This window comes from Halomonas fontilapidosi (genome assembly GCF_014192285.1).
GTDB lineage: Bacteria > Pseudomonadota > Gammaproteobacteria > Pseudomonadales > Halomonadaceae > Halomonas > Halomonas fontilapidosi.
The window spans coordinates 1-25,636 of the sequence record NZ_JACHXQ010000013.1 but is presented as its reverse complement, the minus strand read 5'-3'; the positions used below and the strand labels follow the sequence as shown (position 1 = coordinate 25,636).

22 protein-coding genes and 1 other RNA gene are annotated in these 25,636 nt (G+C 60.3%); 13 read left to right on the top strand and 10 right to left on the bottom strand.

What is annotated here, in order from left to right; all coding sequences use genetic code 11:
• The first annotated feature begins 97 nt into the window (after positions 1 to 97).
• Genes dndB through FHR95_RS15295 form a run of 4 tightly spaced genes read left to right on the top strand, consistent with a single transcriptional unit; the run spans position 98 to position 5,086 of the window.
• Entirely contained in the window at positions 98 to 1,207 is a 1,110-nt protein-coding gene (gene dndB, locus FHR95_RS15310) for a DNA sulfur modification protein DndB (protein ID WP_183315055.1), read from the top strand.
• The gene (gene dndC, locus FHR95_RS15305) at positions 1,204 to 2,811 is read left to right on the top strand and encodes a DNA phosphorothioation system sulfurtransferase DndC (protein WP_183315054.1); all 1,608 of its coding nucleotides are present in this window, start codon (positions 1,204 to 1,206) and stop codon (positions 2,809 to 2,811) included. Before dndB ends, dndC begins: the two co-directional genes overlap by 4 nt.
• Complete coding sequence (dndD, locus tag FHR95_RS15300; RefSeq protein WP_183315053.1) at positions 2,808 to 4,787, top strand: DNA sulfur modification protein DndD; 1,980 nt, start codon at positions 2,808 to 2,810, stop codon at positions 4,785 to 4,787. The genes dndC and dndD overlap by 4 nt, the downstream gene beginning before the upstream one ends.
• On the top strand, positions 4,787 to 5,086 hold the full coding sequence (locus FHR95_RS15295) for a DndE family protein (protein WP_183315052.1): 300 nt from the start codon (positions 4,787 to 4,789) through the stop codon (positions 5,084 to 5,086). Before dndD ends, FHR95_RS15295 begins: the two co-directional genes overlap by 1 nt.
• Before the next feature lie 154 nt (positions 5,087 to 5,240).
• Here FHR95_RS15295 and FHR95_RS15290 read toward each other — a convergent pair whose 3' ends face one another.
• The 5 genes from FHR95_RS15290 to grpE all read right to left on the bottom strand — a co-directional run bounded on the left by FHR95_RS15290 (position 5,241) and on the right by grpE (position 11,943).
• A complete protein-coding gene (locus tag FHR95_RS15290) occupies positions 5,241 to 7,043 on the bottom strand; it encodes a DUF262 domain-containing protein (RefSeq protein ID WP_183315051.1) in 1,803 nt (600 codons plus the stop codon).
• A complete protein-coding gene (locus FHR95_RS15285) occupies positions 7,044 to 7,832 on the bottom strand; it encodes a putative phage abortive infection protein (protein WP_183315050.1) in 789 nt (262 codons plus the stop codon). It abuts the gene before it with no gap.
• 181 nt (positions 7,833 to 8,013) lie between these two features.
• Positions 8,014 to 9,165, bottom strand: coding sequence for a molecular chaperone DnaJ (dnaJ, locus tag FHR95_RS15280; protein ID WP_040183878.1), 1,152 nt, complete (start codon positions 9,163 to 9,165; stop codon positions 8,014 to 8,016).
• A 92-nt stretch (positions 9,166 to 9,257) separates the two neighbouring features.
• Entirely contained in the window at positions 9,258 to 11,180 is a 1,923-nt protein-coding gene (gene dnaK / locus FHR95_RS15275) for a molecular chaperone DnaK (RefSeq protein WP_040183877.1), read from the bottom strand.
• A gap of 121 nt (positions 11,181 to 11,301) precedes the next feature.
• Positions 11,302 to 11,943 carry a nucleotide exchange factor GrpE gene (grpE, locus tag FHR95_RS15270; RefSeq protein WP_040183876.1) on the bottom strand — a complete coding sequence of 214 codons (642 nt, stop codon included), beginning with the start codon at positions 11,941 to 11,943 and terminating at the stop codon, positions 11,302 to 11,304.
• Positions 11,944 to 12,210: 267 nt separating this feature from the next.
• Here grpE and recN point away from each other — a divergent pair, with 267 nt between their 5' ends.
• Complete coding sequence (recN, locus tag FHR95_RS15265) at positions 12,211 to 14,028, top strand: DNA repair protein RecN (RefSeq protein WP_183315049.1); 1,818 nt, start codon at positions 12,211 to 12,213, stop codon at positions 14,026 to 14,028.
• On the opposite strand, the gene fur is transcribed toward recN, so the two are convergent.
• On the bottom strand, positions 14,016 to 14,462 hold the full coding sequence (gene fur, locus FHR95_RS15260) for a ferric iron uptake transcriptional regulator (RefSeq protein ID WP_040183892.1): 447 nt from the start codon (positions 14,460 to 14,462) through the stop codon (positions 14,016 to 14,018). The two genes, recN and fur, sit on opposite strands and share 13 nt — an antisense overlap.
• 72 nt (positions 14,463 to 14,534) lie before the next feature.
• Here fur and FHR95_RS15255 point away from each other — a divergent pair, with 72 nt between their 5' ends.
• On the top strand, positions 14,535 to 14,969 hold the full coding sequence (locus FHR95_RS15255) for an outer membrane protein assembly factor BamE (RefSeq protein ID WP_040183874.1): 435 nt from the start codon (positions 14,535 to 14,537) through the stop codon (positions 14,967 to 14,969).
• A gap of 55 nt (positions 14,970 to 15,024) precedes the next feature.
• On the opposite strand, the gene FHR95_RS15250 is transcribed toward FHR95_RS15255, so the two are convergent.
• Together FHR95_RS15250 and FHR95_RS15245 are read right to left on the bottom strand one after the other, a co-directional pair.
• A complete protein-coding gene (locus FHR95_RS15250) occupies positions 15,025 to 15,339 on the bottom strand; it encodes an RnfH family protein (protein ID WP_183315048.1) in 315 nt (104 codons plus the stop codon).
• The gene (locus FHR95_RS15245) at positions 15,329 to 15,763 is read right to left on the bottom strand and encodes a type II toxin-antitoxin system RatA family toxin (RefSeq protein ID WP_040183872.1); all 435 of its coding nucleotides are present in this window, start codon (positions 15,761 to 15,763) and stop codon (positions 15,329 to 15,331) included. The genes FHR95_RS15250 and FHR95_RS15245 overlap by 11 nt, the downstream gene beginning before the upstream one ends.
• Before the next feature lie 128 nt (positions 15,764 to 15,891).
• Between FHR95_RS15245 and smpB the strand changes: the two genes are divergently transcribed.
• From smpB to nspC, 5 genes are all read left to right on the top strand, one after another.
• On the top strand, positions 15,892 to 16,383 hold the full coding sequence (gene smpB, locus FHR95_RS15240) for an SsrA-binding protein SmpB (protein ID WP_040183871.1): 492 nt from the start codon (positions 15,892 to 15,894) through the stop codon (positions 16,381 to 16,383).
• Positions 16,384 to 16,423: 40 nt separating this feature from the next.
• Positions 16,424 to 16,804, top strand: a transfer-messenger RNA (tmRNA) gene (gene ssrA / locus FHR95_RS15235).
• A gap of 212 nt (positions 16,805 to 17,016) precedes the next feature.
• Positions 17,017 to 18,186 carry a cation diffusion facilitator family transporter gene (locus FHR95_RS15230; RefSeq protein WP_183315047.1) on the top strand — a complete coding sequence of 390 codons (1,170 nt, stop codon included), beginning with the start codon at positions 17,017 to 17,019 and terminating at the stop codon, positions 18,184 to 18,186.
• A 213-nt stretch (positions 18,187 to 18,399) separates the two neighbouring features.
• The gene (locus FHR95_RS15225; protein WP_183315046.1) at positions 18,400 to 19,599 is read left to right on the top strand and encodes a saccharopine dehydrogenase family protein; all 1,200 of its coding nucleotides are present in this window, start codon (positions 18,400 to 18,402) and stop codon (positions 19,597 to 19,599) included.
• Positions 19,600 to 19,606: 7 nt separating this feature from the next.
• Positions 19,607 to 20,779, top strand: a complete 1,173-nt coding sequence (gene nspC / locus FHR95_RS15220) for a carboxynorspermidine decarboxylase (protein ID WP_183315045.1) — start codon at positions 19,607 to 19,609, stop codon at positions 20,777 to 20,779.
• An 88-nt stretch (positions 20,780 to 20,867) separates the two neighbouring features.
• Here the strand turns inward: nspC and FHR95_RS15215 are convergent, their stop codons facing one another.
• Entirely contained in the window at positions 20,868 to 21,602 is a 735-nt protein-coding gene (locus tag FHR95_RS15215; RefSeq protein WP_183315044.1) for a ZIP family metal transporter, read from the bottom strand.
• Positions 21,603 to 21,740: 138 nt separating this feature from the next.
• On the opposite strand from FHR95_RS15215, the gene FHR95_RS15210 reads away from it, so the two are divergent.
• Positions 21,741 to 23,036, top strand: coding sequence for an aspartate kinase (locus FHR95_RS15210; protein WP_183315043.1), 1,296 nt, complete (start codon positions 21,741 to 21,743; stop codon positions 23,034 to 23,036).
• Positions 23,037 to 23,172: 136 nt separating this feature from the next.
• On the opposite strand, the gene gap is transcribed toward FHR95_RS15210, so the two are convergent.
• Positions 23,173 to 24,195 carry a type I glyceraldehyde-3-phosphate dehydrogenase gene (gene gap, locus FHR95_RS15205; protein ID WP_183315042.1) on the bottom strand — a complete coding sequence of 341 codons (1,023 nt, stop codon included), beginning with the start codon at positions 24,193 to 24,195 and terminating at the stop codon, positions 23,173 to 23,175.
• A 380-nt stretch (positions 24,196 to 24,575) separates the two neighbouring features.
• On the opposite strand from gap, the gene pyk reads away from it, so the two are divergent.
• The coding region (gene pyk / locus FHR95_RS15200; protein WP_183315041.1) for a pyruvate kinase at positions 24,576 to 25,636 on the top strand (1,061 nt) is incomplete at its 3' end.

Here is a 25,636-nt window from a genome sequence, read left to right as displayed (position 1 = left end):
GGCCTCTAACGGAGGCGTTAATGCAACAACGCACTACTGCATTGAGGCGCCCCTTACGTTAAAATTAACGTACCCTTACGCCTAAGAACACGTACCGATGGCCCAAGCGACGCAACAGGCAGCCCACAGCACCCATGACTTCCCCGCGCTGCGAGGGATGCAGGGTGGACGCGCATGCTACACGATCATGTGCCCGCTGCGCCTGATCCCCAGGCTGTTTCACTACGACGATACAGGGCTCCCGCCTGAGGAGCGTGCCCAGCGCGCCATCAACCCTGGCCGCATCCCCGAGATCGCGGACTACCTGACACAAAACCCTGATAGCTACATCCTGCCGGCCATCACGGCCTCCCTCGACCAGGAGGCCGAATTCGTCCCAACAGGCGAAGAGCTCGTCCCGCTGGTGGGCATGCTGCGCATCCCCCGTGAGGCGCGATTGCTGATCAACGACGGGCAGCACCGGCGCGCCGCTATTGAGCGCGCGGTCACCAGAAAGCGCGAGCTGGGCCATGACAGCATTCCCGTCCTGCTGTTTATCGATGAAGGCCTGAAGCGCAGCCAGCAGATGTTTGCCGACTTGAACCGGCATGCGATACGCCCCAGCACCTCGCTCAACACCTATTTCGATAAGCGCGATGCCGCCTCCACCTTGGCCCGCTGCATCATGCAGGAGGTACCCTGCTTTCAGGAGCTTACCGAGGTCGAGAAGAGCTCGTTACCGCAGAAATCCAGGAAGCTGTTCACCCTGAGCGCGATCAAGAACGCCAGCTGGCGGTTCCTGGAGAAGCGCAAGCGCGACGACGCCAGCATCGATGACCATGTCGAATGCATCACCTTTTGGGCGGCCGTCTGCAAGGTCATGCCGGATTGGTTGGAATCGCTTCGCGACCCCAGCCTGCCCATGCAGCTTCGCCAAGGCTCTATTCATGCCCACGGTGTCTTTCTCCAGGCCCTGGCGGTGAGCTGCAGCTCGCTGCGTCGCGAAGCAGCCGAGCGCGACATCGACTGGTACATCGGCCGGCTGACCCCCCTTATGGAGATCGATTGGCAGCGCTCCAACCCCGAGTGGGAAGGACGTTGCCTGCGCGATGCCCGGATCTCCAAGTCACACACATCAGTAGAGCTACTGGCTTGCTATCTCAAGCAGCGCCTGGGGATTTCTCTAAGCGAAGACCAGCGCCAACTCGAGGACATGTTCTCACAATGAGCGAAGCCACCCTTTTTGCGACGCAAGACGAGATGCTGGCGGAACAAAGTGTCGCTGGCAGACCACTGCCGGACCTGCTTTCCGAGGTCCAGTCGCTCTACCTTGAAGATGAGCGTCCTTGGGTCATCGGCTTTAGCGGTGGCAAGGATTCGACAGCCGTGCTGTCGCTGATCTACACGGCGATCGAAAAGCTCCCCGCATCGCAGCGACACAAGCACATCTATGTCGTCAGCTCGGATACCCTCGTGGAAACGCCCATCGTCGTTGACATGGTGTCCTCGACGCTCGAACGCATTAACAAGAATGCCGAAGAGCAGGGGTTGCCGTTCTCCGGTCACCAGGTAGTGCCAAAGCCCAACGAGACGTTCTGGGTCAACCTCCTCGGCAAGGGCTATCCCGCACCGACACAGAGCTTTCGCTGGTGTACCGAGCGAATGAAGATTGACCCCGTGAGCAGCTTCATCCTGGACAAGGTGACACGCCACGGTGAGGTCGTCGTTGTGCTTGGTGCCAGGAGCCAGGAAAGCGCTTCACGGGCCCAGGTGATCGCCAAGCACAAGGTCGATGGCTCTCTGCTCTCCAAGCACTCATCGCTGCCGGGCGCCTACACCTATATGCCCATCGAGGACTGGACCTTCGATGAAGTGTGGATGTACCTGCTGGGTGCTCCTACCCCCTGGGGAGGCACACACCACCAGTTATTCGACCTTTACAAGGACTCGAATGCCGGGGAGTGCCCCGTCGTCATCGATACGAAGACACCCTCTTGCGGTAATTCGCGGTTTGGCTGCTGGACCTGCACCGTCGTTACCAAGGACCGGGCGATGGAAGGGTTGATCGAGTCGGGCGAGCTGTGGATGAAACGCCTGAAGGCCTTTCGTGACCTGCTCTACCGGACAACGCTGCCACATAACAAGACAAAGTACCGTAACCACAAGCGGCGCACCGGGAAGGTGCATTATGCTCGTGGGCATATCACCGATGACAGCGACGTCGAAAAGAAGCATATCCCCGGCCCTTACTGGATGGCTTATCGGCAAGCCTGGCTGAAAAAGCTTCTGGAAATTCAGAAGAATCTCAACGACGGCGGAAACCCGATCGTTCTCATCCATGAAGACGAGTTGAAGCACATTCGCCTGGAGTGGTTGAGTGACCCCAATGAGCCAGACGCCCTGGATGCGCTTCCTGCCATCTACGCCAGCATATATGGCCACAAGCTTGAGTGGATGCAGGACTCCGCGGGAGTCTTGAGCCAACAGGACGCAGCTGCCCTGAACAGCGCCTGCCTGGAGCACGGCACTCCCGTCGACCTGGCCGTCAAACTCCTCCAGCTTGAACAGTCGCTTGATGGCTTGAGCAAGCGCCATGGCGTTTTCAAGCGGATTGACTCCCTCTTGAACCAAGACTGGGGAGATCTCGATACGCTTCATACCAAGAAACAGGACGCCAGCATGGCACTCGAGGGAATGCAGGCGGCCAAGGGAAAGATGCAGGATATCTTCCAGGAAAATATTGGCTACCAGGGAAAGACCCGTAACGCAAAAAGCGTCTATGACGAGCTGCTGGCAGGGCTAGAAATTCAGTACGAGGAGCTAAGCAAATGATCCTGAATACGCTGAAGATGGGCAATTTCAGGGTCTATCGGGGCGATCATGAGATCGACCTCAGGCCAGAAGGGCCAAGTGGGGCAAAACCCATTATCCTGTTTGGTGGCCTGAATGGTGCCGGCAAGACGTCAATCCTCACGGCTGTGCGTCTAACCCTCTATGGTCGCCGTATCCTGGGGGCTAAGGTACCAAGTGAAGAGTATCACCGCTATCTGAGTGATTGCATTCACAAACCGGCTGGTTCGGAGCGCATTCCGAATAGCGCCTATGTACGGCTGAACTTTAGCGATAGCCGTGGTGGCCGACAGCACGAGTACGATGTGGTGCGCAGTTGGTTCCGCGATACGAGTGGCGCTGTCACGGAAAACCTGCAGATCACGCGTGACGACGAGGTTCTCTCTCACCTCTCGCATGATCAGGCCCAAAGCTTTCTGAACGACCTGATTCCCCTGGGTATTGCTGACCTTTTCTTCTTCGATGGAGAGAAGATCGCCGAGCTAGCGGAGTCAAAAGGCAATGCAGCACTTGCCGATGCCATCCAGCGGCTACTGGGCCTGGACCTGGTCAACAGGTTGCGGGCTGACCTGGGTGTCTATATTCGCAATCACTCGAAGGGCAGGTTACCGGAGGCGATTCGCCGGGAAGCCGAAGCATTAGAGGCTGACTATGAGCGCTGCTATTCGCGTTACCAGCATGAGCTCGAGGGAAAAGAGGCACTGGAGGACCAGCTACACAACCTGAGAGCCGATATTGCCCAACTGGAACAGAAGATAGAAGCGCACGGCGGTGCCTGGTACGAAAACCAGGCAGCCGAAAGGGAGCGAATGGAGCGCCAGCTGGCTGATCAGGAAGCTATCAGGGGGCGGATACGATCATTGAAAGGCTCTCTCTACCCGTTAGCGCTGGCTCCGACAGCGTTAGATGGCTTACTGGCTCAGCTCGATGCCGAGAGCAACTATCGCAAGCAGCGAGTAACCCACCAGGCTGCTAAACGCCAAGCAAAAGCTCTGAGAAAGGAGTTGGAAAGCGCTCTACAGGGCCAGGAAGCACTGCTTGAGGGTGCTATCGAAAAAGCATTTGGCAAGAGCCTGAAGCCGCCCAAGAGGGTGGAAATGGTGCATGACTTGTCTGATAGCGAGATAGAACAGTTACGCCATCAGATCACCGTAGAGGCACCAAAACAAAAGCAGGAAGTCGATGAGCTAGAAAAGAGGCTCGAAGGCCTGCGGCACGAGATCAGTGAGTGTGCAGCAAACCTGGAGCGAGCGCCGGATGAACAACGCATCAAGCCGCTCTATGAAAAGCTGCACGAAGCACAGCTCAAGCAAGGCCGCTTAAATAGTCGAATTGAAGAACAACGTGAAAATGCAAAACGCGAGCTGCGCTCCGCCATGGACTGCATTCGAAAACTTCGCAAGCTAGAAGCTGAACACCAGCATCAATCCGACAATGTGCATGCAATCGGCATGGCCAAAACAGTCAGAGAAATGCTAACAGGCTACTCTAATAGAGCAAAAGCTAGCAAAATTAGCGAGCTTGAAAATCACTTCAGTGAGTCATTCAAGCGACTTTCGCGTAAAGACCATGAAGAACTTACACCGAAAATTGATCCCAATACTTTTGGCGTTGAGCTGGCTTACTCTGATGGAAAGGTCCTAGAGCGGGAACAATTATCGGCTGGTGAGAAACAAATTTACGCCACAGCAATGCTGGAAGCGTTAGGGAAGGCCTCGGGCCTCCGCCTCCCTGTCATCATTGACACACCTCTTGGGCGTTTAGACTCAAAGCACAGATCAAACATAGTAGATAACTACTTTACCAATGCGAGCCATCAGGTCGTTCTTCTTTCCACCGACACGGAAATAGAATTAGAGAAAACACCACAAAACTTCAAAGACTCAGTATCCAAGCTATACGCATTGACTTTCAATAGCCTAAATGGCGGTACTTCCGTTCAAAGAGGTTACTTTTAATGCTGCCTAATAGATTCGCACTAACCCAGCAGACAGAAGAAAAGCTAAAGCGAGAAAAGCTACGGACAGGCGTTTCACCTAACATATTGGCTAGGGAATTATTCTTCAGATCTATTGAGAAAGGACTAGTCTCAGAGCCAAACAATGAGATAACGTTTGGGAAAATGGTGCTGGAAAAGACAGTGTGGCTTGGAGAGCTTGAGAAAATAACTGAAGAAATGCTTAAGCATTATTATGGCCAATTAGAAAAAAACCGGGCTGCAAGAATTTGGGCTCTTCATGTTCAATCTGCTATATAAGAAAAACAAATAATTTATCCCAAAAAGGAGTCTTGTAAGATTGCGAATAAACACACAATCCATTAACGAAGCTTTACTTATTCAATATGGATTGAGCACGGCTACCAGAATGATAGCGACAAAAAAGGGGGCATAAGGACGCCCCCAAACGTTGTTAAATTTTTAACGGCCAGACATTTAAGGCATACTTCTCCGCCATATACTTTTGGCGAGAGTCAATCGCGTCAAACGACCAGGTATCACTTTGGCTCCAATTCGGGTATTGAGCCAAAAACTCTTCAACTAGCTTATAGCCTGTATTTGAGTAATCATTTCCTGAACTATTAGATATTTTATAACTTATGGATTTGTTTTTAATATGCTGATTAACCTCCCTAGGAAGAACGAGAAAGTTTCCAAGCCTATTTACATAAGCGTTAAATGAGTCCTCTTGTTCAACCCCATTCCATTCAGCGCCTGGCTTTCTCGGCATAATATGCTCAAGATGCTGTGCAGCACTCTGGCTTTCCAGCTCCAAATTAAAGCTCTTTTGTAGATAATTCTCTATCTTCCAAATGGCATAATATGCTTGCTTCATGTTCCTTACAGATGCTTGCTTAAAATCTTCTACAAAAACTTTATCAGGACTTTTGCTAAGCAGAAGATCTGAGAGATCCCCCGGGCTTTTAGAAACCCTCAATACAAATGCTGCTTCTGCAAATACCTCTTGAAGGCTACCAACTGAATCTCGTGCAACCAAGCCTCTTCTGAAGAGATAATGTTCGATTAACATTAAGCAGCTTCTAAGATTGTCGTCATCTTCCTTGAACAAATCCATTGCGGAAAAAATTACCGGCGCTGCATGGGCTTTCCACAATGGATCAATTATAGCATACTGGTGTGCTGCAAGTTTCCTATCCCAGTTGACCAAATCACCTAAAAGGAATGAAACCCAGTTTTGGGAGTCAATAGAAAACTCCCTACTTAGCTCTGTGGGAGTATGCTGGCCATCATCCAAAGCAGATGAAATATCATCAAATATCTCCTCGCCCTTGACCATTTCATGCCTGAATGTATAAGAAAACTGTATGATCTGTGGTATAGTCAGTTTTTTAGTTGGCTGGTCTTCATAACTATCTATTAAAGAGGTCCAGTTAGAAAAAACGTTATTGAAGGATCTATCACCTGATATCTTAGCGCTCTCTAGCAGAACATTTCTAATCAGATCTGCTTGTGAGAGGTCTAGCCCCCTTTCATTTAGCGTTTCAAAAAGACGATAAGCCAACATAAAGCTTTGCGTTCTAACATTGAGAATATAAAAGTTCTCCGTTAGGGCCTCAACCAGCTCCCTAATGGCTTCATCACGCTGCTCGACTTCGTCTTCCCCGAAGGCACTCACATAATCACAAACTTCACCATCGAAGTATTCAAAGGCACGCCTTATGTTAGTCTGAACTTCAGATTTTTTATTATAGGAGCCTTGCCAAAACTGCTTCCTTTCCTGGATAGAGTCATAGTTCATAATAGTCTCTTGATAAAACTCATCTTCCCTGTTGAGCTTCATCCTAACTGCATCATCAGCACCTGGTGAGTATATACAATCAGTAAGAACATGAAGTAGTTTTTGCTGTACCTTCCTTTGGCTATGCAGATAAACGTAGGGAAGAATAGAAGACGCCAAGATTGTTAAAGTTGTAAGGCGTTGCTGACCATCAATGACCTCCCATCTACGCTGTGGTAGAGAGTGCTCATCTCCAATGACTACAACAGCGCCGAGGAAGTGACCAAGTGTATCTGATGCAGACTCCGAAAAATCATTTTTAACACATGAATGGAGATCAGCCCACAATTTTTCCAATTGTTCCGATTGCCACCTATACTCCCGCTGGTTAGGCGGGATTTCAAAGTAAGCCGACTTCATCAGCTCTTTGACACTAACTGACTTTGCTTGCAACTGAGAGCTTGGATCAATAGCCATTCAAAATACCTCATCTTTTATATTAGCGTGAAGCTTGCTAAGCAACATCGAGCTTGGGAGTGGTGAGAAAAATTCATTCTCCTTCAGAAAATCTTTTGACACAAAGTCTGGGCTAACATAGGCATGGTAAAAAACTAACAAAAGCTGATGGTTTGAAAGCTGCGCCAGAAACATATCTAAATATTGCTTTTTATGGTACGGGCACCTATCTTTAACAAAAAGCATTATTTGCCTGACATTCCTGAGGTAAATATCTACATACTCATGGTTATGAGAATAAAACTTTGAATACGCAGACTTTATCACTTCTATTTCATCTGACTGCCGCATTCTGGAATTAGAAAGCTTGTATGCATGATCCAAACGTTCGCCAAGCTTCCTAAACACTGCATAACCTTTAAAATCAGGCTCGTTATTCTCAGCAATCGAGAAGTTGTATATAGATTCATTAAAAAGCTTTAGCAGAGAAAAAAAAGTGTTCTCAAAAGCTTGCACGCGCAAGCTTTCACCTTGATCTTGAAGTGCTTCTGTTGAGTGCGACAACTCTCTGGCTTGCACAAACAGTGTTATCAATATTGCCAGCAATGAAATAAACCCAAAAACAGGATTCAATGTACCGCCCATGAAGTCGCCAAACTGCGCCCACTTTTCATGAGAGCTTGATGGCATCCACGAAAAATAATAAATATATACTGAAGACGCAATAATAGCTATCAGCAACGCGACAGATATCAGCCAAATACCAACCGTTTTTACAAACTTCTCAAACGAATTGCTTTTTTTATTCAAAACAATAGCTCCTTTAAACTTTGCGCGCTCATGAAATAAGCAAAAATCCATTTGGCATATGGCAAATATATGAGTTCATTAACTACAACTCATGACACAATTGAATTTATTTTCAAAGCACAAAAAACCTCAGCTACATTGTAACTGAGGTTTGGGTTTTTTTGCACACCGTAGATTTAATTCAAGGCTTCATGTCCTCGAAGAACTTCTTCACCCCGTCGAAGAAGCTCGACTTCTTCGGCGAGTGGTGATGGCCGTGGCTGCCGCCCAGGCTGTCCTGGAACTTGCGCAGCAGTTCCTTCTGCTCCTCGTTGAGCTTGACCGGGGTCTCGACCACGACCTTGCACAGCAGGTCGCCCGGCGGGCCGCCGCGCACCGGCTTGACGCCCTTGCCCTTGAGCCGGAACAGCTTGCCGGTCTGGGTCTCGGGCGGGATCTTGAGCTTGACCCGGCCGTCGAGGGTCGGCACTTCCAGCTCACCGCCGAGTGCCGCATCGACGAAGTTGATCGGCACCTCGCACTGCAGGTGGCGGCCGTCGCGTTCGAAGATGTGGTGCGGCTTGATCGCCACCTGGACATAGAGATCGCCCGGTGGGCCACCGTTGATGCCGGCCTCGCCCTCGCCGTTGAGGCGAATGCGGTCGCCGGTATCCACGCCGGCCGGGATCTTCACCGAGAGGGTGCGGGTCTCGCGCACCCGGCCCTCACCGTTGCACTTGTGGCACGGCACCTTGATGTGCTGGCCGCTGCCGTGGCAGGTCGGGCAGGTCTGCTGCACGGCGAAGAAGCCCTGCTGCATGCGCACCTGACCCATGCCGTTACAGGTCGGGCAGGTGTCCTTGCTGGAGCCCGGCTCGGCACCGCCGCCGTCGCAGCGTTCGCACTCGATGTGGCGCGGCACGCGGATGTCCACGCTGGTGCCGGCCACAGCGTCCTCGAGGTCGAGCTCGAGGTTGTAGCGAAGGTCGGAGCCACGGGCCGGCGCATTGGGATGGCGACGCCCACCGCCACCGCCAAAGATGTCGCCGAACACATCGCCGAAGATGTCGCTGAAGCCGCCAGCCCCGGCACCGCCGAAGCCGCCGCCACCGAAACCGCCGGCCTGCTCGTCGACCCCGGCATGGCCGAACTGGTCGTAAGCGGCGCGTTTCTCGCTGTCGCTCAGGACCTCGTAGGCCTCAGAGACCTCGCGAAACTTCTCCGCCGCGCTGTCATCATCCGGATTGCGATCCGGGTGGAATTTCTGGGCAAGGCGTCGGTAGGCCTTCTTGATCTCTTTCTGATCGGCCCCGCGCTCGACGCCCAGTACTTCGTAGTAGTCACGCTTGGACATGAGTCTGTCCGCCTCCGTAGCGACTCTGCAGAAACACCAACGCGGGAGTCAGGCCCCCGCGCTGGCGTCATCCGTCGTTCAGATGTCGTGGTTTACTGCTTTTTCTGGTCGTCGTTGACTTCTTCGTACTCGGCGTCGACCACGTCATCTTCCTGCTTGGCGCCAGCCTCGCCGCCGGCTTCACCCGCCGCATCGGCCTGTTCGGCATACATCTTCTGCGCCAGGTTGCCGGAAGCTTCGGTCAGCTTGTCGAGCTTGGCCTGGATGTCGTCCTTGTCGTCGCCCTTGATCGCTTCTTCGAGCTCGGCCGCGGCGCTCTCGATGGCCTGCTTCTCCTCGTCGCTGGCCTTGTCGCCGGCCTCTTCGAGGGTCTTGCGAGCGGCGTGAACCATGCCATCGGCCTGGTTGCGCAGCTGCACCAGCTCCTCGAACTTCTTGTCCTCGTCGGCGTGGGCCTCGGCATCCTGGACCATCTGCTCGACCTCTTCCTCGGAGAGACCGCTGGAGGCCTTGATGACGATCGACTGCTCCTTGCCGGTGGCCTTGTCCTTGGCGGACACGTTGAGGATGCCGTTGGCGTCCAGGTCGAAGGCGACCTCGATCTGCGGCACACCGCGCGGCGCCGGCGGAATGTCGGCAAGGTCGAAGCGACCCAGCGACTTGTTGCCGGTTGACTGCTTGCGCTCACCTTGCAGCACGTGGATGGTCACGGCTGTCTGGTTGTCATCCGCGGTCGAGAAGGTCTGGGTCTTCTTGGTCGGGATGGTGGTGTTCTTCTCGATCAGCGGGGTCATCACGCCGCCAAGGGTCTCGATGCCCAGGGTCAGCGGGGTGACGTCGAGCAGCAGCACGTCCTTGACGTCGCCGCCGAGCACGCCGCCCTGGATGGCAGCACCCACGGCCACGGCTTCATCCGGGTTGACGTCCTTGCGGGCGTCCTTGCCGAAGAAGTCGGCCACGGACTTCTGCACCATGGGCATGCGGGTCTGGCCGCCGACCAGGATGACGTCGTCCACCTCGGAGGCCGAGATGCCGGCATCCTTGAGCGCGGTCTTGCACGGCTCCATGGAGCGCTTGACCAAGTCCTCGACCAGCGCTTCGAGCTTGGCGCGGGTCACCTTGACGTTAAGGTGCTTGGGACCGGTGTTGTCGGCCGTGATGTACGGCAGGTTGACGTCGGTCTGCTGCGCGCTGGACAGCTCGATCTTGGCCTTCTCGGCGGCTTCCTTGAGGCGTTGCATGGCCAGGTTGTCGCCGGACAGGTCGATGCCGCTGTCGGACTTGAACTGGTCGACCAGATAGTTGATCAGCTTGAGGTCGAAGTCCTCGCCGCCCAGGAAGGTGTCGCCGTTGGTGGCCAGCACCTCGAACTGAGTCTCGCCGTCGACATCGGCCACCTCGATGATGGAGATATCGAAGGTACCGCCGCCCAGGTCGTAGACCGCGATGGTCTTGTCGCCGCGGGCCTTGTCCATGCCGTAGGCCAGTGCGGCTGCGGTCGGCTCGTTGATGATGCGCTTGACCTCGAGGCCGGCAATGCGACCGGCATCCTTGGTGGCCTGACGCTGGCTGTCGTTGAAGTAGGCCGGCACGGTGATGACTGCCTCGGTGACGTCCTCACCCAGGTAGTCTTCCGCGGTCTTCTTCATCTTCTTGAGCACTTCAGCGCTGACCTGCGGCGGCGCGAGCTTCTTGCCCTTCACTTCCACCCAGGCATCGCCGTTGTCGGCCTCAGAGATCTTGTAAGGCACCATCTTGATGTCCTTCTGGACGACGTCGTCCTTGAAGCGACGGCCGATCAGGCGCTTGATGGCGTACAGGGTGTTCTCGGGGTTGGTCACCGCTTGGCGCTTGGCCGCCTGCCCCACCAGGATCTCGCCGTCTTCGGTGTAGGCGATGATGGAGGGCGTGGTGCGCGCGCCTTCGGCGTTCTCGATCACCTTGGCCTGGTCACCGTCGAGCACGGCGACGCAAGAGTTGGTGGTCCCCAGGTCAATACCGATGATGCGTCCCATAGGAAATCCTCAAATTTTGCAGTTGAATTCGTCGTGTGCGGCTTTCACCGCGGGGTTGCCGTGTATCTGGGGGCCCTCGCGACCTTTTCAAGACCCGAGAGCCGCTTTTGTGTGACCGGCCTCAGCTGGCGGCCTGGCTGACCACCACCATGGCCGGGCGTACCAGGCGCCCGTTGAGCAGATAGCCCTTCTGCATCACTTCCATGACGGTGTTGGGCTCCATCTCGGGGTTGGGCACCATGGTCATGGCTTCGTGGTACTGGGGGTCGAAGGGCTCGCCGTGCGGCTCGATCACCTCGACACCAAACTTGGCCAGCACGTCCTGCTGCATCTTGAGGGTCATGGAGACACCCTCGCGGTGGGCCTCGGAGGCACCGTCCTGCATGGTCTCCAACGCCTTCTCCAGGCTATCGACCACCGGCAGCAGTTCCTTGACGAACTTCTCGAGGGCGAACTTGCGCGACTTCTCGGCCTCCTGCTCGGCCCGGCGGCGCACGTTCTGTGCCTCGGCGGCGGCGCGCATGGCCTGCTCCTTGGCGTCGGCAACACTCTGCTCGAGCTCCTCGACCCGAGCGGCCAGCACCTCGGCTTCGGGGTTGTCCGCCGCCTGAGCGTCGGTGGCGGCCTGCTCGGCGCCCTCGATGGCGTCCTCCAGCTCACCCTCCACAGTGTCGGGCTCGGTCTGCGGCTCGGCTTCCTGCTCCTCGCGGGCGAGCTCGCGAGCGAGTTCGTCTTCCTGCGGCGTCTGGGGCTCTTTGGCCATTGTGGGTCTCCTGAATGACGATCAGCGGCGATGGCCGCTGGCAAGGCATGAATGATGGCTTGAGTGCGTATCTGCGGGGTATATGGGGCTGGACGTGGCGAACTCAAGGCGTCATCAGCTGTGCATTGTGGGGAAACCTTGACTACTGTATAAACACACAACACGTGTATGGATAGACAGTAGTCACTCCGCCCATCGTCACCCACCGAGTGACCCCAGACAGCGCGGATTCTGACAGAGAGTCCCAGACAGGCCCCGGGAGGCACCATGCTGACAGAGCTTGCCATTCGTGACTTCGCCATCGTTGACCACCTCGAGCTGGAGCTTGCCGGCGGCATGACCGCCATCACCGGCGAAACGGGGGCCGGCAAGTCCATCCTGCTGGGCGCCCTGGGGCTCTGCCTGGGGGAGCGTGCCGACAGCGCCAGCGTGCGCCACGGGTGCGAACGCGCCGACCTCAGCGCCCGCTTCGATATTCACCAGCTGCCCGCGGCCCGCGCCTGGCTCGAGACCCGCGAGCTGCCTGCGGACGACTGCCTGCTGCGCCGGGTCGTCACCCGGGCCGGGCGCTCCAAGGCCTGGATCAACGGCCAGCCCGCCACCGTGGCCGACCTGCGCGCGCTGGGCGAGCATCTGATCGAGATCCATGGTCAGCACGCCCACCAGGCGCTGCTGCACGAAGATACCCACCTGCGCCTGCTCGACGACTTCGCCGGCCACCGCGAGCAGGTAGCACAGATGCGCCAGACCTTCCGCGAGTGGCAAGCCACCCGCCGCCGCCTCGAACGCCTGGCGGAGGACGGCGACGAGATCCGCGCCCGCCGCCAACTGCTGCGCTACCAGGTCGAGGAACTCGACCAGCTGGCCCTGGCCGAGGACGAGCTCAAGGGGCTAGAACAGGAACAGGAGGAGCTGGCGCATGCCGAGGAACGGCTGCGCGAGGCCCAGTTCGCTGCCGAGTGCTGCGACGGCGACGAGGGCGGTGCCCTGTCGCTGCTCAATCAGGCAATCCAGCACCTTTCGGCGTTACCGGGCAGCGAGCGAGGCAGCCTGGCCGATACGCTTGCCATGCTCGGCGATGCACGCATTCAGGTCGAAGAGGCCAGCCGCGAGCTCGGTCATTTCGCCGGCAGCATCGAGCTGGACCCGGAACGGCTGGCCTGGGTCGAGACACGCCTGGCTGAGGTGCACCGCATCGCTCGCAAGCACCATGTCCTGCCCGACGAGCTTCTCGCCCTGCACCGCCGACTGGGCGAAGAGCTCGAGAGCCTGGAAGGTGGCGACGGCGACCTGGAAGCGCTAGCCGCCGAGGCCGAGACACTGAAGCATCACTGGCAGGAGCAGGCCAGCGTGATTTCCAAGGCCCGCCAGCAGGCCGCCCGTCATTTCGGCGAGGCCGTCCAGGAGCAGCTGGCCTTCCTGGCCATGGACAAGGCGAGCTTCGAGGTCGAACTGGAGGCCCGCGAGGCCCCGGCCGCCGAGGGGCTGGAGGTCGCGCGCATGCTGATCAGCGCCAATCCCGGCCAGCCGGCCCGGCCGTTGGCCAGGGTGGCTTCCGGCGGCGAACTCTCGCGGATCAGCCTGGCGATCCAGGTCGTGGCGGCCCAGCACTCCACCATTGCCAGCCTGGTGTTCGATGAAGTGGATGTCGGGGTCTCCGGCGCCACCGCCGAGATCGTCGGCCAGCTGCTGCGCCGGCTGGGCGGCAGCGGCCAGGTGATGACCGTGACCCACCTCCCTCAGGTCGCTGCCCAGGCGCACCATCACCTGCACATCGAGAAGCAGGCCGAGGAGGCCTCCACCCTGACCCGCATGGCGCTGCTCGACGAGGCCGGCCGAGTCGGCGAACTGGCCCGCATGCTGGGCGGGGTGAACCTCTCCGACCGCACCCTGGCCCACGCTCGCGAGATGCTCGACGCCAGCCAGCGCGCCCGCCACTTAAGCAGCCAGCCACACGCACCGGGGCATCCGGCCACTCGCGCCGTGCTCGAATGCCACGCCCCGACGCAACGCGGCCCCGCTCCTAAGAGCGGGGCCGCGTTCAGCTGTCTGTCACATTCAGCGGAGAGCGATCACTTCTTCTGAATGCCTTCCTGGCGTGTTGCTCGCGACCCCCGGGGCCGGACGTAGAGCACCAGGGCGTGGTCGACCAGTTCGAAGCCGTGCTCCTCGGCGATCTCCTGCTGGCGCCGCTCGATGGTCTCGTCGAAAAATTCGATGATCTCGCCGCTCTCCAGGCACACCATGTGGTCATGATGCTCCTCTTGGGAAAGCTCGAAGACCGCATGACCGCCATCGAAGTTGTGGCGGATCACCAGGCCGGCGGTCTCGAACTGGGTCAGCACGCGATAGACGGTGGCCAGGCCCACGTCCTCGCCTGCATCCAGCAGGGTCTTGTAGACATCCTCGGCACTCAGGTGATGCTGCTCGGAAGCATTTTCGAGGATCTGCAGGATCTTGACGCGCGGCAGGGTCACTTTTAGACCGGCCTTGCGCAATTCATGGTTCTGGTCGGCCATGGTCGCTCTTCGCAGTATCAGGTAGGGTCGGTTATGATCGACCGAAACCACGATAGTGAAGAACAGGCGCAAATGCAAAAGCTGACCAGAATCATCACCCTTTCCGTCGCCCTGCTGATGATCAGCGGTTGCAGCTACTTCGGGGTATACAAGCGCGACCTGCCCCAGGGCAACCTGGTGACCGAGGCCATGGTCGAGCAGCTGCAACCGGGCATGAGTCGACAGCAGGTGGTCAACCTGATGGGCAGCCCCCTGCTCGAGGCGCCCTTTGACAGCAGCGAGTGGGACTACGTCTACCGCCTCGACAAGGCCTACGCCGGCGTGGAGCAGCGACGCATCACCCTGACTTTCCAGGGCAACCGCCTGGCCGCTGTCGACCGTCACGGCAATTTCTCCCGCGACATCTCGCTACCCGATGATCAGGGAGTGGGACCCAGCGTCGAAGGCATTTCAGACGTCCAGGAAGACCCCATCGATAACGTCACGCCGGATCGCCCCGGCGAGTAGCGAACGGCCACAAGCCCTGCTCGATACCCTTGCCGGCCAGATACCGGCAAGGCGTTCAATCCTTTCCGCGGCCGGCCCGCGCGCTGCGCGCCGCCTTGGGATCGAGCTGCAGCGGCCGATAGACCTCTACTCGATCCCCGGCGCGAAGCACCCTGGAATCTTGGTCGCGCAAGCGCCGACCGAAGATCCCCAGATCGGCCTCCCGAAACGTGGCCGGGGGCAACTCAGGAAACGCCTCTTCCAGCCTTGCCATCTCCACCGCCTGGCGGGCCGTCGTGCCGTCGGGCACCGCGAGCGGAATGATGCGCTGACGTTCGGGCAGCGCAAAGGCTACCTCGACATCGAGGAGGGCCGACTCTCTAGGCGCCATATAGCTCGTCTGCCCGACGGGTAAAGGAATCCACCAGCTGACCGGCCACTTGCTGGAAGAGCTTGCCGAAGGCCATGCCCAGCAGGCGGTTGGCGAACTCAAATTCCAGCTCGAGGCTCACCTTGCAGGCATTCTCGCCCATCGGCAGGAACAGCCAGCGACCCCGCAGGCGCTTGAACGGACCGCTGACCAGCGACATCTCGATGCGCTCGGGCGCGATCAGGTCGTTGCGGGTGGTGAAGCTCTGCTCGATGCCTGCCCGACCCAGCGTCATCTCACCGATCAGGTGCGCCTCGTCACGCTCCAGCAGGCGCGAGCGCCGGCATCCGGGCAGGAACTCCGGATAGCGCTCGAAATCGTTGACCAGATCGAACATTTCCTGGGGGGTGTGCCGCACCATGGCGGACCGATTGACCGTTGGCATTGAGCTCTCCGCTGACTTCACAGTGCCCAGGGCGTATCATGAGCGGTTATTTCAGGCCTTGAATGGTACCACGCTTCCCCCCACATCGAAGGGGCAGCGCCATCGGCAGATACAGGACACGAGGTTTCATGGCCAACAAGAAGGGAAAGAGCAAGGGGCCCGGCAACAACGTCATCGCTCAGAACAAGAAGGCTCGCTTCGAGTATCACATCGACGAGACCTTCGAGGCCGGCCTGGTGCTCGCTGGCTGGGAGGTCAAGAGCCTGCGGGCCGGCAAGGCGCAGCTGACCGATACCTATATTCTGGTCAAGAACGGCGAGGCCTGGCTGCTAGGCAGTCACATCATGCCGCTGAACACGGCGAGCACCCACGAGCTGGCAGACCCCACACGCACCCGCAAGCTGCTGCTGCATCGCAAGGAAATCGCCAAGATCTTCTCGCGCACCCAGGAGAAGGGACACACCTGCGTGCCGCTCAAGCTCTACTGGAAGAACAACCGGGTGAAGTGCGAGCTGGCCCTGGTGACCGGCAAGAAGCTGCATGACAAGCGGGCCACCGAGAAGGACCGCGATTGGCAGCGGCAGAAGGGCCGCATCATGCGGGAACAAATCAAGGGCTAAGGTGTCACAGAACTGCACATCCTGTTAGGATGCGCGTTACGGGGGCGACACGGTTTCGACGCCGGTGACAATCCCTGAGGTGCATGCCGAGAGCGTGATGTATCTCGTAAATCCAACATCACGATTAAATAGTCGCAAACGACGACAACTACGCTCAGGGCGCGCTGGCAGCTTAAACGCCGCTAGCTTCTAGCCCGGCCCGAAGGCGATGTGCCCATTCATCGCTGACGGGATACGAGCCAAGACTGATGGGATCGCGATCGGTGGTGTCCTCTCGCCGATCGTTAAAACTGACGAGGAATCGCGTGGCTGGATCCTGCTCGTCGGAGCCAGTCGCGTTAAATCAAAAGACGAAACTAAGCATGTAGAGCCAATGGGTGAGTGCCGGCGGACGCGGGTTCAATTCCCGCCGCCTCCACCAAACAGTCGACGAATCAAGCGCCTACGGGCGCTTTTTTCGTTTGTTGGGCTATCACCTCCCCACCACGCACAGTGGGTAGACAACGATGTCGACGCCGTTGGAGTGCGAGGCCACCGCCGACGTGATGCCTTGTGCAAATCTGGACCTGTTCGGTACCATTTAAGCTGACTTTACCAGGCAACCTGACTCGGGGAGCGTGACGAGGTACGACCATGCAGAGCAACCCCAACAAGCATCACGCCACCCAGCGCATCACGCTGTTGTCGGTGGCGGTCAACACCCTGCTCGGCGTGGTCAAGATCATTGTCGGCGGCATCGTCGGCTCCGCGGCCCTGGTCGCCGATGGCATCCACTCCTTCTCTGATCTGGTGACCGACGGCTTTGTGCTTGCCGCGTCACACTATGGGCATCAAGGGCCCGACCACGACCATCACTACGGCCACGGCCGCATCGAGACCCTGGCCACCCTGTTCCTGGGCAGCGTGCTGATCTTCGTGGCCGGCGGTATCGCCTGGTCGAGCCTGCAGCGCCTGTTCTCTGCTGCCGAGATTCCGCCGCCCGGCATCTGGGCGATTCTGCTGACCGCCCTGGCACTGGCGACCAAAGAGTGGCTCTTCCACCTGACACGGCGCGTGGCACAGCGTGTCGGCTCGAAGATGCTCGAGGCCAACGCCTGGCACCACCGCAGCGACGTGCTCTCCACGGGCGTGGTGATGGTCGCGCTGGTGGGCAGCCAGTTCGGCGCCACCTGGGTCGACACCCTGGCGGCGGTGATCGTCGGGCTGATGGTCGGCAAGGTGGGCTGGGACCTGCTGTGGGAGTCGGGCCGCGAGCTGGTGGATACCGCCCTGCCCGTGTCCACCCAGGAGGACATGCGCCAGGTGGCGATGAGCGTGTCCGGTGTCGAGGGCATCCACGACCTGCGCACTCGCCAGTCGGCCGGACATACCATGCTCGACCTGCACGTGGTGGTGTCGCCACGGATCAGCGTCTCCGAGGGCCACGAGATCGGCAACGAGGTGAGCCGGCGCCTGCGCAACGCTTTCCCGGCTCTCACCGACCTGACCTTCCACATCGACCCCGAAGACGATACCGGAGAGGGCGACCCCAGCCGTTTCCCGGGACTCCCGCTTCGTCCCGACGTGGAGGCCGCCCTGGCGGAACGCTGGGCGTCGCTCGACGTCTGGCCGGAGATCCGCGAGATCGGACTGCACTATCTGGACGGCAAGGTCACGGTGGTGATCTGCCTGGACGAGCAGTCACCCTTCGACAGCGATACGGTGATTCACCGCCTCGAGGCGGCCGCTCGCGACATCGAATGGCTCTCCCACGTTGAAGTGCGCCGCCTGGCGGGCGAGCCGTTTCATCCCTCAACCGCCTGACGCCCGCGGTGGCCGCCTTGTCCCGAGAGGACCTGTGACGTCGCCTACGCCCCCCGACCTTGGTCTTAGCCTTGACGCGAAAACCTCTTGCGGCCAGCCTCAGGGGGAGCCATCATCAGCGCCCACTCGCCGGCCCCGCGGCCGGGCGAGGTCAAGACCGGGGTGGCATGATCCCCTACCATTTTGACTTTCCCGATCTGGATTCGAACCCTCATGAGCAAAGTCCTGATTATCGGCGCCGGCGGCGTCGGCGGTGTCGTCACCCACAAGTGCGCCCAGCATCCCGAGGTCTTCAGTGAGATCTGCCTGGCCAGCCGCAACCAGGCGAAGTGCCGCGCCATTGCGGCCCAGCTGGAGCGCCCCATTCAGACCGCCGAGGTGGATGCCGACGACGTCGAGGCACTGGTTGCACTGATCGAGTCGTTCCAGCCCGATGTGCTGATCCACGTGGCCCTACCCTATCAGGACCTGACCATCATGGAGGCCTGCCTGCGCACCGGCGTGCCCTATCTGGACACCGCCAACTACGAGCATCCGGACGAGGCCAAGTTCGAGTACAAGGAGCAGTGGGCCTTTCAGGAGCGCTATGCCAAGGCCGGCAACATGGCCACCCTGGGCTGCGGCTTCGACCCGGGCATGACCAACATCTACTGCGCTTGGGGCCAGAAGAACCTGTTCGACGAGATTCATCGCATCGACATCCTGGATGCCAACGGCGGCGACCATGGCTACCCGTTCGCCACCAACTTCAATCCCGAGATCAACATCCGCGAGATCACCGCCAACGGTCGCTACTGGGAAGAGGGCGAGTGGAAGGAGACCGCGCCGCTGGCCGAGAAGCGCACCTTCGACTTCGACGGCATCGGCGAGAAGGACCTCTACCTGCTCTACCACGAGGAGCTCGAGTCCCTCAGCCAGAACATCAAGGGGCTGAAGCGCATCCGCTTCTGGATGACCTTCTCCGAGAAGTACATCACCCACCTCAAGGTGCTCGAGAACGTCGGCATGACCCGCATCGAGCCGATCGAGTTCGAGGGCCGCGAGATCGCCCCGCTGCAGTTCCTCAAGGCGGTACTGCCCGACCCGGCATCGCTCGGTCCGCGCACCAAGGGCAAGACCAACATCGGCGTGATCCTCGACGGCATCAAGGACGGCAAGCGGCGTAAGGTGCACATCTACAACATCTGCGACCACCAGCAGTGCTACGCCGAGGTGCAGTCCCAGGCGATCTCCTACACCACCGGCGTACCGGCGGTCACCGGCGCCATGCTGATGCTCGAGGGCCTGTGGAAGGGCAACGGCGTGTTCAACGTCGAACAGCTCGATCCGGACCCCTTCATGGAGCGCATTGGCGACATGGGCCTGCCCTGGCAGATGGTCGAGCTCGACCCCGATGCCGACCCGCTGGCCTGATCACGTCATGAGCCAGATTGCCGATCCGTTCGATGCGTACCCCTTCGACATTGAGGCCTGCCCGTCGCCGGCCTACGTTGTGGACGATGCCCTGCTACGCCGCAACCTGGAACTGCTGCGCCAGGTCCAGGAAAAGAGCGGCGCACGCATCCTGCTGGCACTCAAGGGCTTCGCCATGTGGGACACCTTCCCGCTGGTCAGCCAGTATCTGGTAGGCACCACGGCGAGCGGGCAGGATGAGGCTCGCCTCGGTGCCGAGACCTTCGGGGGCGAGGTGCACTGCTACTCGCCGGCCTTCAGCGAGGCGGAGATGGCGGTGGTGCTGCAGTACGCGGACCACCTCAGCTTCAACTCCCCGGCCCAGTGGCAGCGCTTCCGCGAGCATGTGGCCCAGGCGCCGCGGCGGGTCTCCTGCGGCCTGCGGGTCAACCCGGAGTACTCCGAAGGCAAGGTGGCGCTCTACGACCCCTGCGCCCCAGGCTCTCGGCTCGGCACCCGGGCCGTGGACCTGGAGGGCGTGGACCTTGCGGGCCTCGATGGCCTGCATTTCCATACCCTTTGCGAGCAGAACAGCGACGCCCTGGAGCACACCCTGGCCGCCTTCGAGGAGCGCTTCGGCCGGCACCTCGCCGGCCGCAAGTGGGTGAACTTCGGCGGTGGCCACCACATCACCCGCCCGGACTACGATATCGACCGCCTGGTAAGGCTGATCCACGACTTCAAGGCGCGCCATCCGCATCTCGAAGTGTATCTGGAGCCCGGCGAGGCGATCGCGCTCAACACCGGCTACCTGGTGTGCAGCGTGCTGGACGTTGTCGAGAACGATGGCCCCATCGCCATCCTCGACACCTCGGCCACGGCGCATATGCCCGACGTGCTGGAGATGCCCTACCGGCCGGAGATCATCGGCGCTGGCGAGCCCGGCGAGAAGGCCCATACCTACCGGCTAGGCGGGCTGACCTGCCTGGCCGGCGACGTGGTGGGCGAATACAGCTTCGACCGACCGCTTCAGATAGGCGACCGGCTGGTGTTCACCGACATGGCCCACTACACCATGGTGAAGACCACCACCTTCAACGGCATGCGCCTACCGTCGATCTGCCGGATCGACGAGGCCAGCCGCGAAGTGCGCACGGTGAAGATCTTCGGCTACGAGGACTACCGGCAGCGGCTGAGCTGACGCCCGCGCCGGGTACGACAGGCACTCCATGACAGGCAGAGCGCGACAGGCACCTTCGGGTGCCTGTCGCGTTTCGGGCCACCGTGGCTCACGCCTTGGAGGCGACGATGACCACGGCCACCAGCACCCCGCCCGCCAGCGCCACCAGGCTGTACTTGCGGTGCTCCTGCTCCGCCCGGGGCAGCAGGTGGGTCGCTCCCACATAGACCAGGGCCCCAGCCGAGAGCCCTAGCAGCGCGCCCAGGGTCGAGGGATCGATCCGGCTGACCAGCGGATAGGAGACCAGCATCCCCAGCGGGGTGGTCGCCGCCGCGGCCAGGAAGGCCAGCCACATCGCCCGCCGCTCCTTGATCCCGCCGCGCAGCAGCAGCAGGTAGGTGATGATCCCCTCGGGAAACTCGTGCAGCACCATGCCGACGGTTGCCAGGTAGCCCGTGAGGACGCTGACCGTGAAGGCGATGGAGTAGATGAAGCCGTCGATGAAGGAGTGGAAGCCGATACCGAGCATCGGCACTATGCCAATGGCGACATCCCGACCGTCGGGCCGGCGCTCGCAGACGAAGGCGGTGAGAAAGCGGTTGAACAGGTGCAGCCCGAGGAACCCGACCAGCAGCCACGCCGAGGCGTCGGGGTTCATCGCCAGCGCGCGGGGAATGATGTGCAGGAAGGAGGCGGCGACCAGCACCCCCGCGGCGAAGCACATGAAGTAGGTAGTGTTGCGCTCCCCCCAGTCAGCAAAACGGCGGATGGTGTAGATGCCCAGCGAAGTCACAAGCGCCGCCAGCAGGCTGGTGACCAAAGCCGTCCAGAAGGTGTTATCCATCGCGCCTTCCCAGCGAGACGCCCCCGAGGAGGCAGGCCGAAAACCTTCAGGGTAGCAGCAGCGCGACGCACTTTCCCCGAGCGGAAATTTCACGCAAGGTAGCACCGGTAACCACAGCGAACGGCGGGAGAATGCACGATGACCCAGGTCTTCAAGTTCGGCGGCGCCTCGGTCCAGGACGCCGCGGCCATTCGTCGCGTGGGCGAGCTGCTGGCCCGTTTCCGGGCGCGCCCGCTGATCGTGGTGGTCTCGGCCATGGGCAAGACCACCAACGCCCTGGAGGCGCTGCTGGCCGCGGCCCGAGAAGGCGAAGCGGCCGACTACCAGGAGCGCCTCGAGACTCTGCGCCGGGAGCATCTGACCACCGTCGAGGCCCTGTTCGGCGACCGGGCCGGCCCGGTCAAGAAGCGTGTCGAGTCGCTACTCACCGAGCTCGACCAGCGTCATCGCCGCCATGCACGTCGTGAGCGCCCCTTCCACTATGACCAGACCGTCTGCTTCGGCGAGCTGCTCTCCACGACCATCATCAGCGCCTGGCTGGACGAGATCGGGATGGCGACCGAGTGGCAGGATGCCCGGGATCTGGTGGTCACCGATGACTGCTACCAGGCGGCCAATGTCGACTGGCAGGCCACCGCCGAGCGGGTGCGTGCCATGGCGTCAGACAACGACAGGATACACATCACCCAGGGCTTCATCGGCGGCACGGTCGAGGGCACCTCGACCACCTTGGGCCGTGAGGGCTCCGACTTCAGCGCAGCGATCCTCGCCCACTGCCTGGACGCGGAGGAGGTCACCATCTGGAAGGACGTGCCGGGGATCTTCAATGCCGATCCGCGACGCGTCGACAACGCGGTACAGCTCGAGCAGATCTCCTACGACGAGGCCGTCGAGCTGGCCTGGCACGGCGCCAAGGTGATCCACCCCAAGACCCTGGGCCCGCTGCAGCAGAAATCGATACCGCTGACGGTGCGCTCCTTCGAGGACCTGGAGGCACCGCCCAGCACCATCGGTCAGGACACGCGATTCGACACCCAGACGCCGTCACTGATCCTGCGCGAGGCACAGACGCTGCTGGAAATACGTACTCGAGACTTTACCTTCATGGACGAGGCGCGCCAGCACGACATTCTCGGCCGTCTGGTGGAAGCCGGGCTGCATGCCGGCCTGATCGATGCCGGGGCGATGCGTCTTTCTCTATCGCTGGATGGCCATCCCGAACGCCTGGAACCGCTGGTTGCGTCGCTGTGTGAAGACTATGCAGTGGAGCGCTGTGACGACCTGACCCTGCTCAACGTGCGCCATGCCGACGACGCCCTGCTGGCGGCCCTGAGCGCCGGACGCGACAGCCTTGCCGAACGGCGCAACGCCGATACCGCTCAACGGCTTTTCCCCGGCAGCCAGTGCCGGGGGACCTGGCATATTCCGCGCTAGGCTCGCCACACCGGGGAGCGAACTGGAACTGCCCTGGGTGCCACCCAACCAGCCGCGAAACGAGCTCGGGCCACCGCAGTGGCCCGATCTCGTATTGCGAGGGGAGACGGGGTCGGCCATCGGCGATGGCCGCGCGTCAGGCTGCGTCGCGCTCGCCGCCGGCGGCCGTGTGCATGGCCAGGGCGGTGTCCAGCATGCGGTTGGAGAAGCCCCACTCGTTGTCGTACCAGGCCATCACCTTGACCAGGCGGCCGTTCACCCGGGTGTGGTTGGCGTCGAAGGTCGAGGAGTGGGCATCGTGGTTGAAATCGATGGAGACCAGCGGCTGGGCGTTGACCGCCAGCACCGGGGAGGCCTCGGCGGCGCTGGCCACGATCTCGTTGATCTCTTCCTTGGTGGTCTCGCGACTGGCGGTGAACACCAGGTCGACCAGCGAGACGTTGATCACCGGCACGCGCACGGCCAGGCCATCGAACTTGCCGGCCAGTTCCGGCAGCACCAGCCCCACCGCCGCCGCGGCACCAGTCTTGGTCGGGATCATCGAGTGCGTCGCGCTGCGGGCCCGGTAGGGGTCCTTGTGGTAGACGTCGGAGAGGTTCTGATCATTGGTGTAGGCATGCACCGTGGTCATCAGGCCGTTCTCGATGCCCACCGCCTCGTGCAGCGCCTGGGCCACAGGGGCCAGACAGTTGGTGGTGCAGGACGCGTTGGAGACCACCCGGTGCTCGGGCGTGAGCACATCCTCATTGACGCCGAACACCACGGTGGCGTCGGCATCGGGGCTCGGCGCAGAGATCAGCACACGCTCGGCGCCCGCCGCAATGTGCTTGGCGGCGGCCTCACGCTTGGTGAACAGGCCGGTGCACTCCATCACCAGGTCTACGCCCAGAGACGTCCAGGGGAGAGCTGAAGGGTCCCGTTCGGAAAGAATGGCAATCCGCTGGCCATCCACGCTCAAGCTCTCGTCGTCGTGTTCGACGGAGAAGGGAAAATGGCCGTGCACGGTGTCGTGGCGCAACAGATGCGCATTCAGTGAGGGGTCGCCGAGATCGTTGATGGCGACCACCTGGATGCGATTGCGATAGCCGTTCTCGTAAAGGGCCCGCAGCACGTTGCGGCCGATGCGGCCGAAACCGTTGATGGCAATCTTGAGCGTCATGGCGTTGTTCTCCTCGGTCCAGTAGCGTTCTAGGGGGCGTGGCGGAGCCAAGGGGGCGAGAATGTCCTGGCGAGCACCCGGCTCATCTTCTGCGTGCGCGATCTCGATCGCTGCGCGATGGCCACATTTCATCTATCCATAATGTGGACCAGTCGCGTCCGGGGCTCAAGCATTTTTTAGTAACTTTACAACATAACGCCTTATTTCCTTCCTCTCGGTCGCCACTCCAGTCTTCGCAGTTGCCGCACCAATGGCTGTGATTGGCTCCACCATCCGCTAGAAGCGCGGCCGGGTGAAAGTACTGCGTCATGTAGTAAACTTACCTTGAAAGCGGTATCGTGAGTGAATAACAACCAGCGTCCACATCGAAGGAGCTCGACATGTCCACCACCCCTCTGCACACCCCTATCCGTCGCACCAAGATCGTCGCCACCCTGGGCCCTGCCAGCGACCGGGAGGGCGCCCTGGAGGCAATGCTCGAGGCTGGCGTCGATGTGGTGCGCCTCAACTTCTCCCACGGCAACCCCGACGATCACCGCCAGCGTCTCACGCGGGTGCGCGAGATCGCCGAGCGCCTGGGCAAGAGCGTCGCCGCGCTGGGCGACCTGCAGGGCCCCAAGATCCGCATCGCCCGCTTCAAGGCGGGGGCCGTGGAACTCGAGGAGGGGCAGTCTTTCATCCTCGACATGGGCCTGGGCAACGACGAGGGTGACGCCAGCCGGGTCGGCTGCGACTACAAGACCCTCGCCGACGACGTCGCCCCCGGCGACCGCCTGCTGCTCGACGACGGTCGGGTGGTGGTCGACGTCAACCGCGTCGCCGACCACCTGATCCACACCAGCGTGGTGGTGGGCGGCAGGCTCTCCAACAACAAGGGCATCAACAAGCAGGGCGGCGGCCTCTCGGCGCCGGCGCTCACCGAGAAGGACAAGGCCGACCTGGAGACCGCCGTGGCGATCGGCGTCGACTACCTGGCGATCTCCTTCCCGCGCAGCGCCGCCGACATGCACGAAGCCCGCGAGCTGCTCGGCGAGGCGGGCGCCGAGATCGGCCTGGTGGCCAAGCTCGAGCGCGCCGAGGCGGTGGCCGATGACGAGACCCTGGACGCCATCATCCGCGCCAGCGAGGCGGTGATGGTGGCGCGCGGCGACCTGGGCGTGGAGATCGGCGATGCCGCGCTGATCGGCACCCAGAAGCGCATCATCAAGCATGCCCGCACGCTCAATCGCGCGGTGATCACCGCCACCCAGATGATGGAGTCGATGATCGACGCCCCGCTGCCGACGCGCGCCGAGGTATTCGACGTCGCCAACGCCGTGCTCGACGGCACCGACGCGGTGATGCTTTCCGCCGAGACCGCCAGCGGCGACTTCCCGGTGGAGACGGTGGAAGCCATGGACCGGGTCTGCCTGGGCGCCGAGCGCGAGCGGCGCATCCAGGA

Bases quoted from the DNA above. Each gene is read 5' to 3' on its own strand.
- FHR95_RS15290 (WP_183315051.1), bottom strand. From the start codon at position 7,043: ATGGCTATTGATCCAAGCTCTCAGTTGCAAGCAAAGTCAGTTAGTGTC.
- smpB (WP_040183871.1), top strand. From the start codon at position 15,892: ATGGCCAACAAGAAGGGAAAGAGCAAGGGGCCCGGCAACAACGTCATC.
- FHR95_RS15295 (WP_183315052.1), top strand. From the start codon at position 4,787: ATGCTGCCTAATAGATTCGCACTAACCCAGCAGACAGAAGAAAAGCTA.
- FHR95_RS15210 (WP_183315043.1), top strand. From the start codon at position 21,741: ATGACCCAGGTCTTCAAGTTCGGCGGCGCCTCGGTCCAGGACGCCGCG.
- FHR95_RS15250 (WP_183315048.1), bottom strand. From the start codon at position 15,339: ATGGCGCCTAGAGAGTCGGCCCTCCTCGATGTCGAGGTAGCCTTTGCG.
- recN (WP_183315049.1), top strand. From the start codon at position 12,211: ATGCTGACAGAGCTTGCCATTCGTGACTTCGCCATCGTTGACCACCTC.
- FHR95_RS15215 (WP_183315044.1), bottom strand. From the start codon at position 21,602: ATGGATAACACCTTCTGGACGGCTTTGGTCACCAGCCTGCTGGCGGCG.
- dndC (WP_183315054.1), top strand. From the start codon at position 1,204: ATGAGCGAAGCCACCCTTTTTGCGACGCAAGACGAGATGCTGGCGGAA.
- dndB (WP_183315055.1), top strand. From the start codon at position 98: ATGGCCCAAGCGACGCAACAGGCAGCCCACAGCACCCATGACTTCCCC.
- FHR95_RS15225 (WP_183315046.1), top strand. From the start codon at position 18,400: ATGAGCAAAGTCCTGATTATCGGCGCCGGCGGCGTCGGCGGTGTCGTC.
- dndD (WP_183315053.1), top strand. From the start codon at position 2,808: ATGATCCTGAATACGCTGAAGATGGGCAATTTCAGGGTCTATCGGGGC.
- FHR95_RS15230 (WP_183315047.1), top strand. From the start codon at position 17,017: ATGCAGAGCAACCCCAACAAGCATCACGCCACCCAGCGCATCACGCTG.
- dnaJ (WP_040183878.1), bottom strand. From the start codon at position 9,165: ATGTCCAAGCGTGACTACTACGAAGTACTGGGCGTCGAGCGCGGGGCC.
- FHR95_RS15255 (WP_040183874.1), top strand. From the start codon at position 14,535: ATGCAAAAGCTGACCAGAATCATCACCCTTTCCGTCGCCCTGCTGATG.
- gap (WP_183315042.1), bottom strand. From the start codon at position 24,195: ATGACGCTCAAGATTGCCATCAACGGTTTCGGCCGCATCGGCCGCAAC.
- nspC (WP_183315045.1), top strand. From the start codon at position 19,607: ATGAGCCAGATTGCCGATCCGTTCGATGCGTACCCCTTCGACATTGAG.
- FHR95_RS15245 (WP_040183872.1), bottom strand. From the start codon at position 15,763: ATGCCAACGGTCAATCGGTCCGCCATGGTGCGGCACACCCCCCAGGAA.
- dnaK (WP_040183877.1), bottom strand. From the start codon at position 11,180: ATGGGACGCATCATCGGTATTGACCTGGGGACCACCAACTCTTGCGTC.
- grpE (WP_040183876.1), bottom strand. From the start codon at position 11,943: ATGGCCAAAGAGCCCCAGACGCCGCAGGAAGACGAACTCGCTCGCGAG.
- fur (WP_040183892.1), bottom strand. From the start codon at position 14,462: ATGGCCGACCAGAACCATGAATTGCGCAAGGCCGGTCTAAAAGTGACC.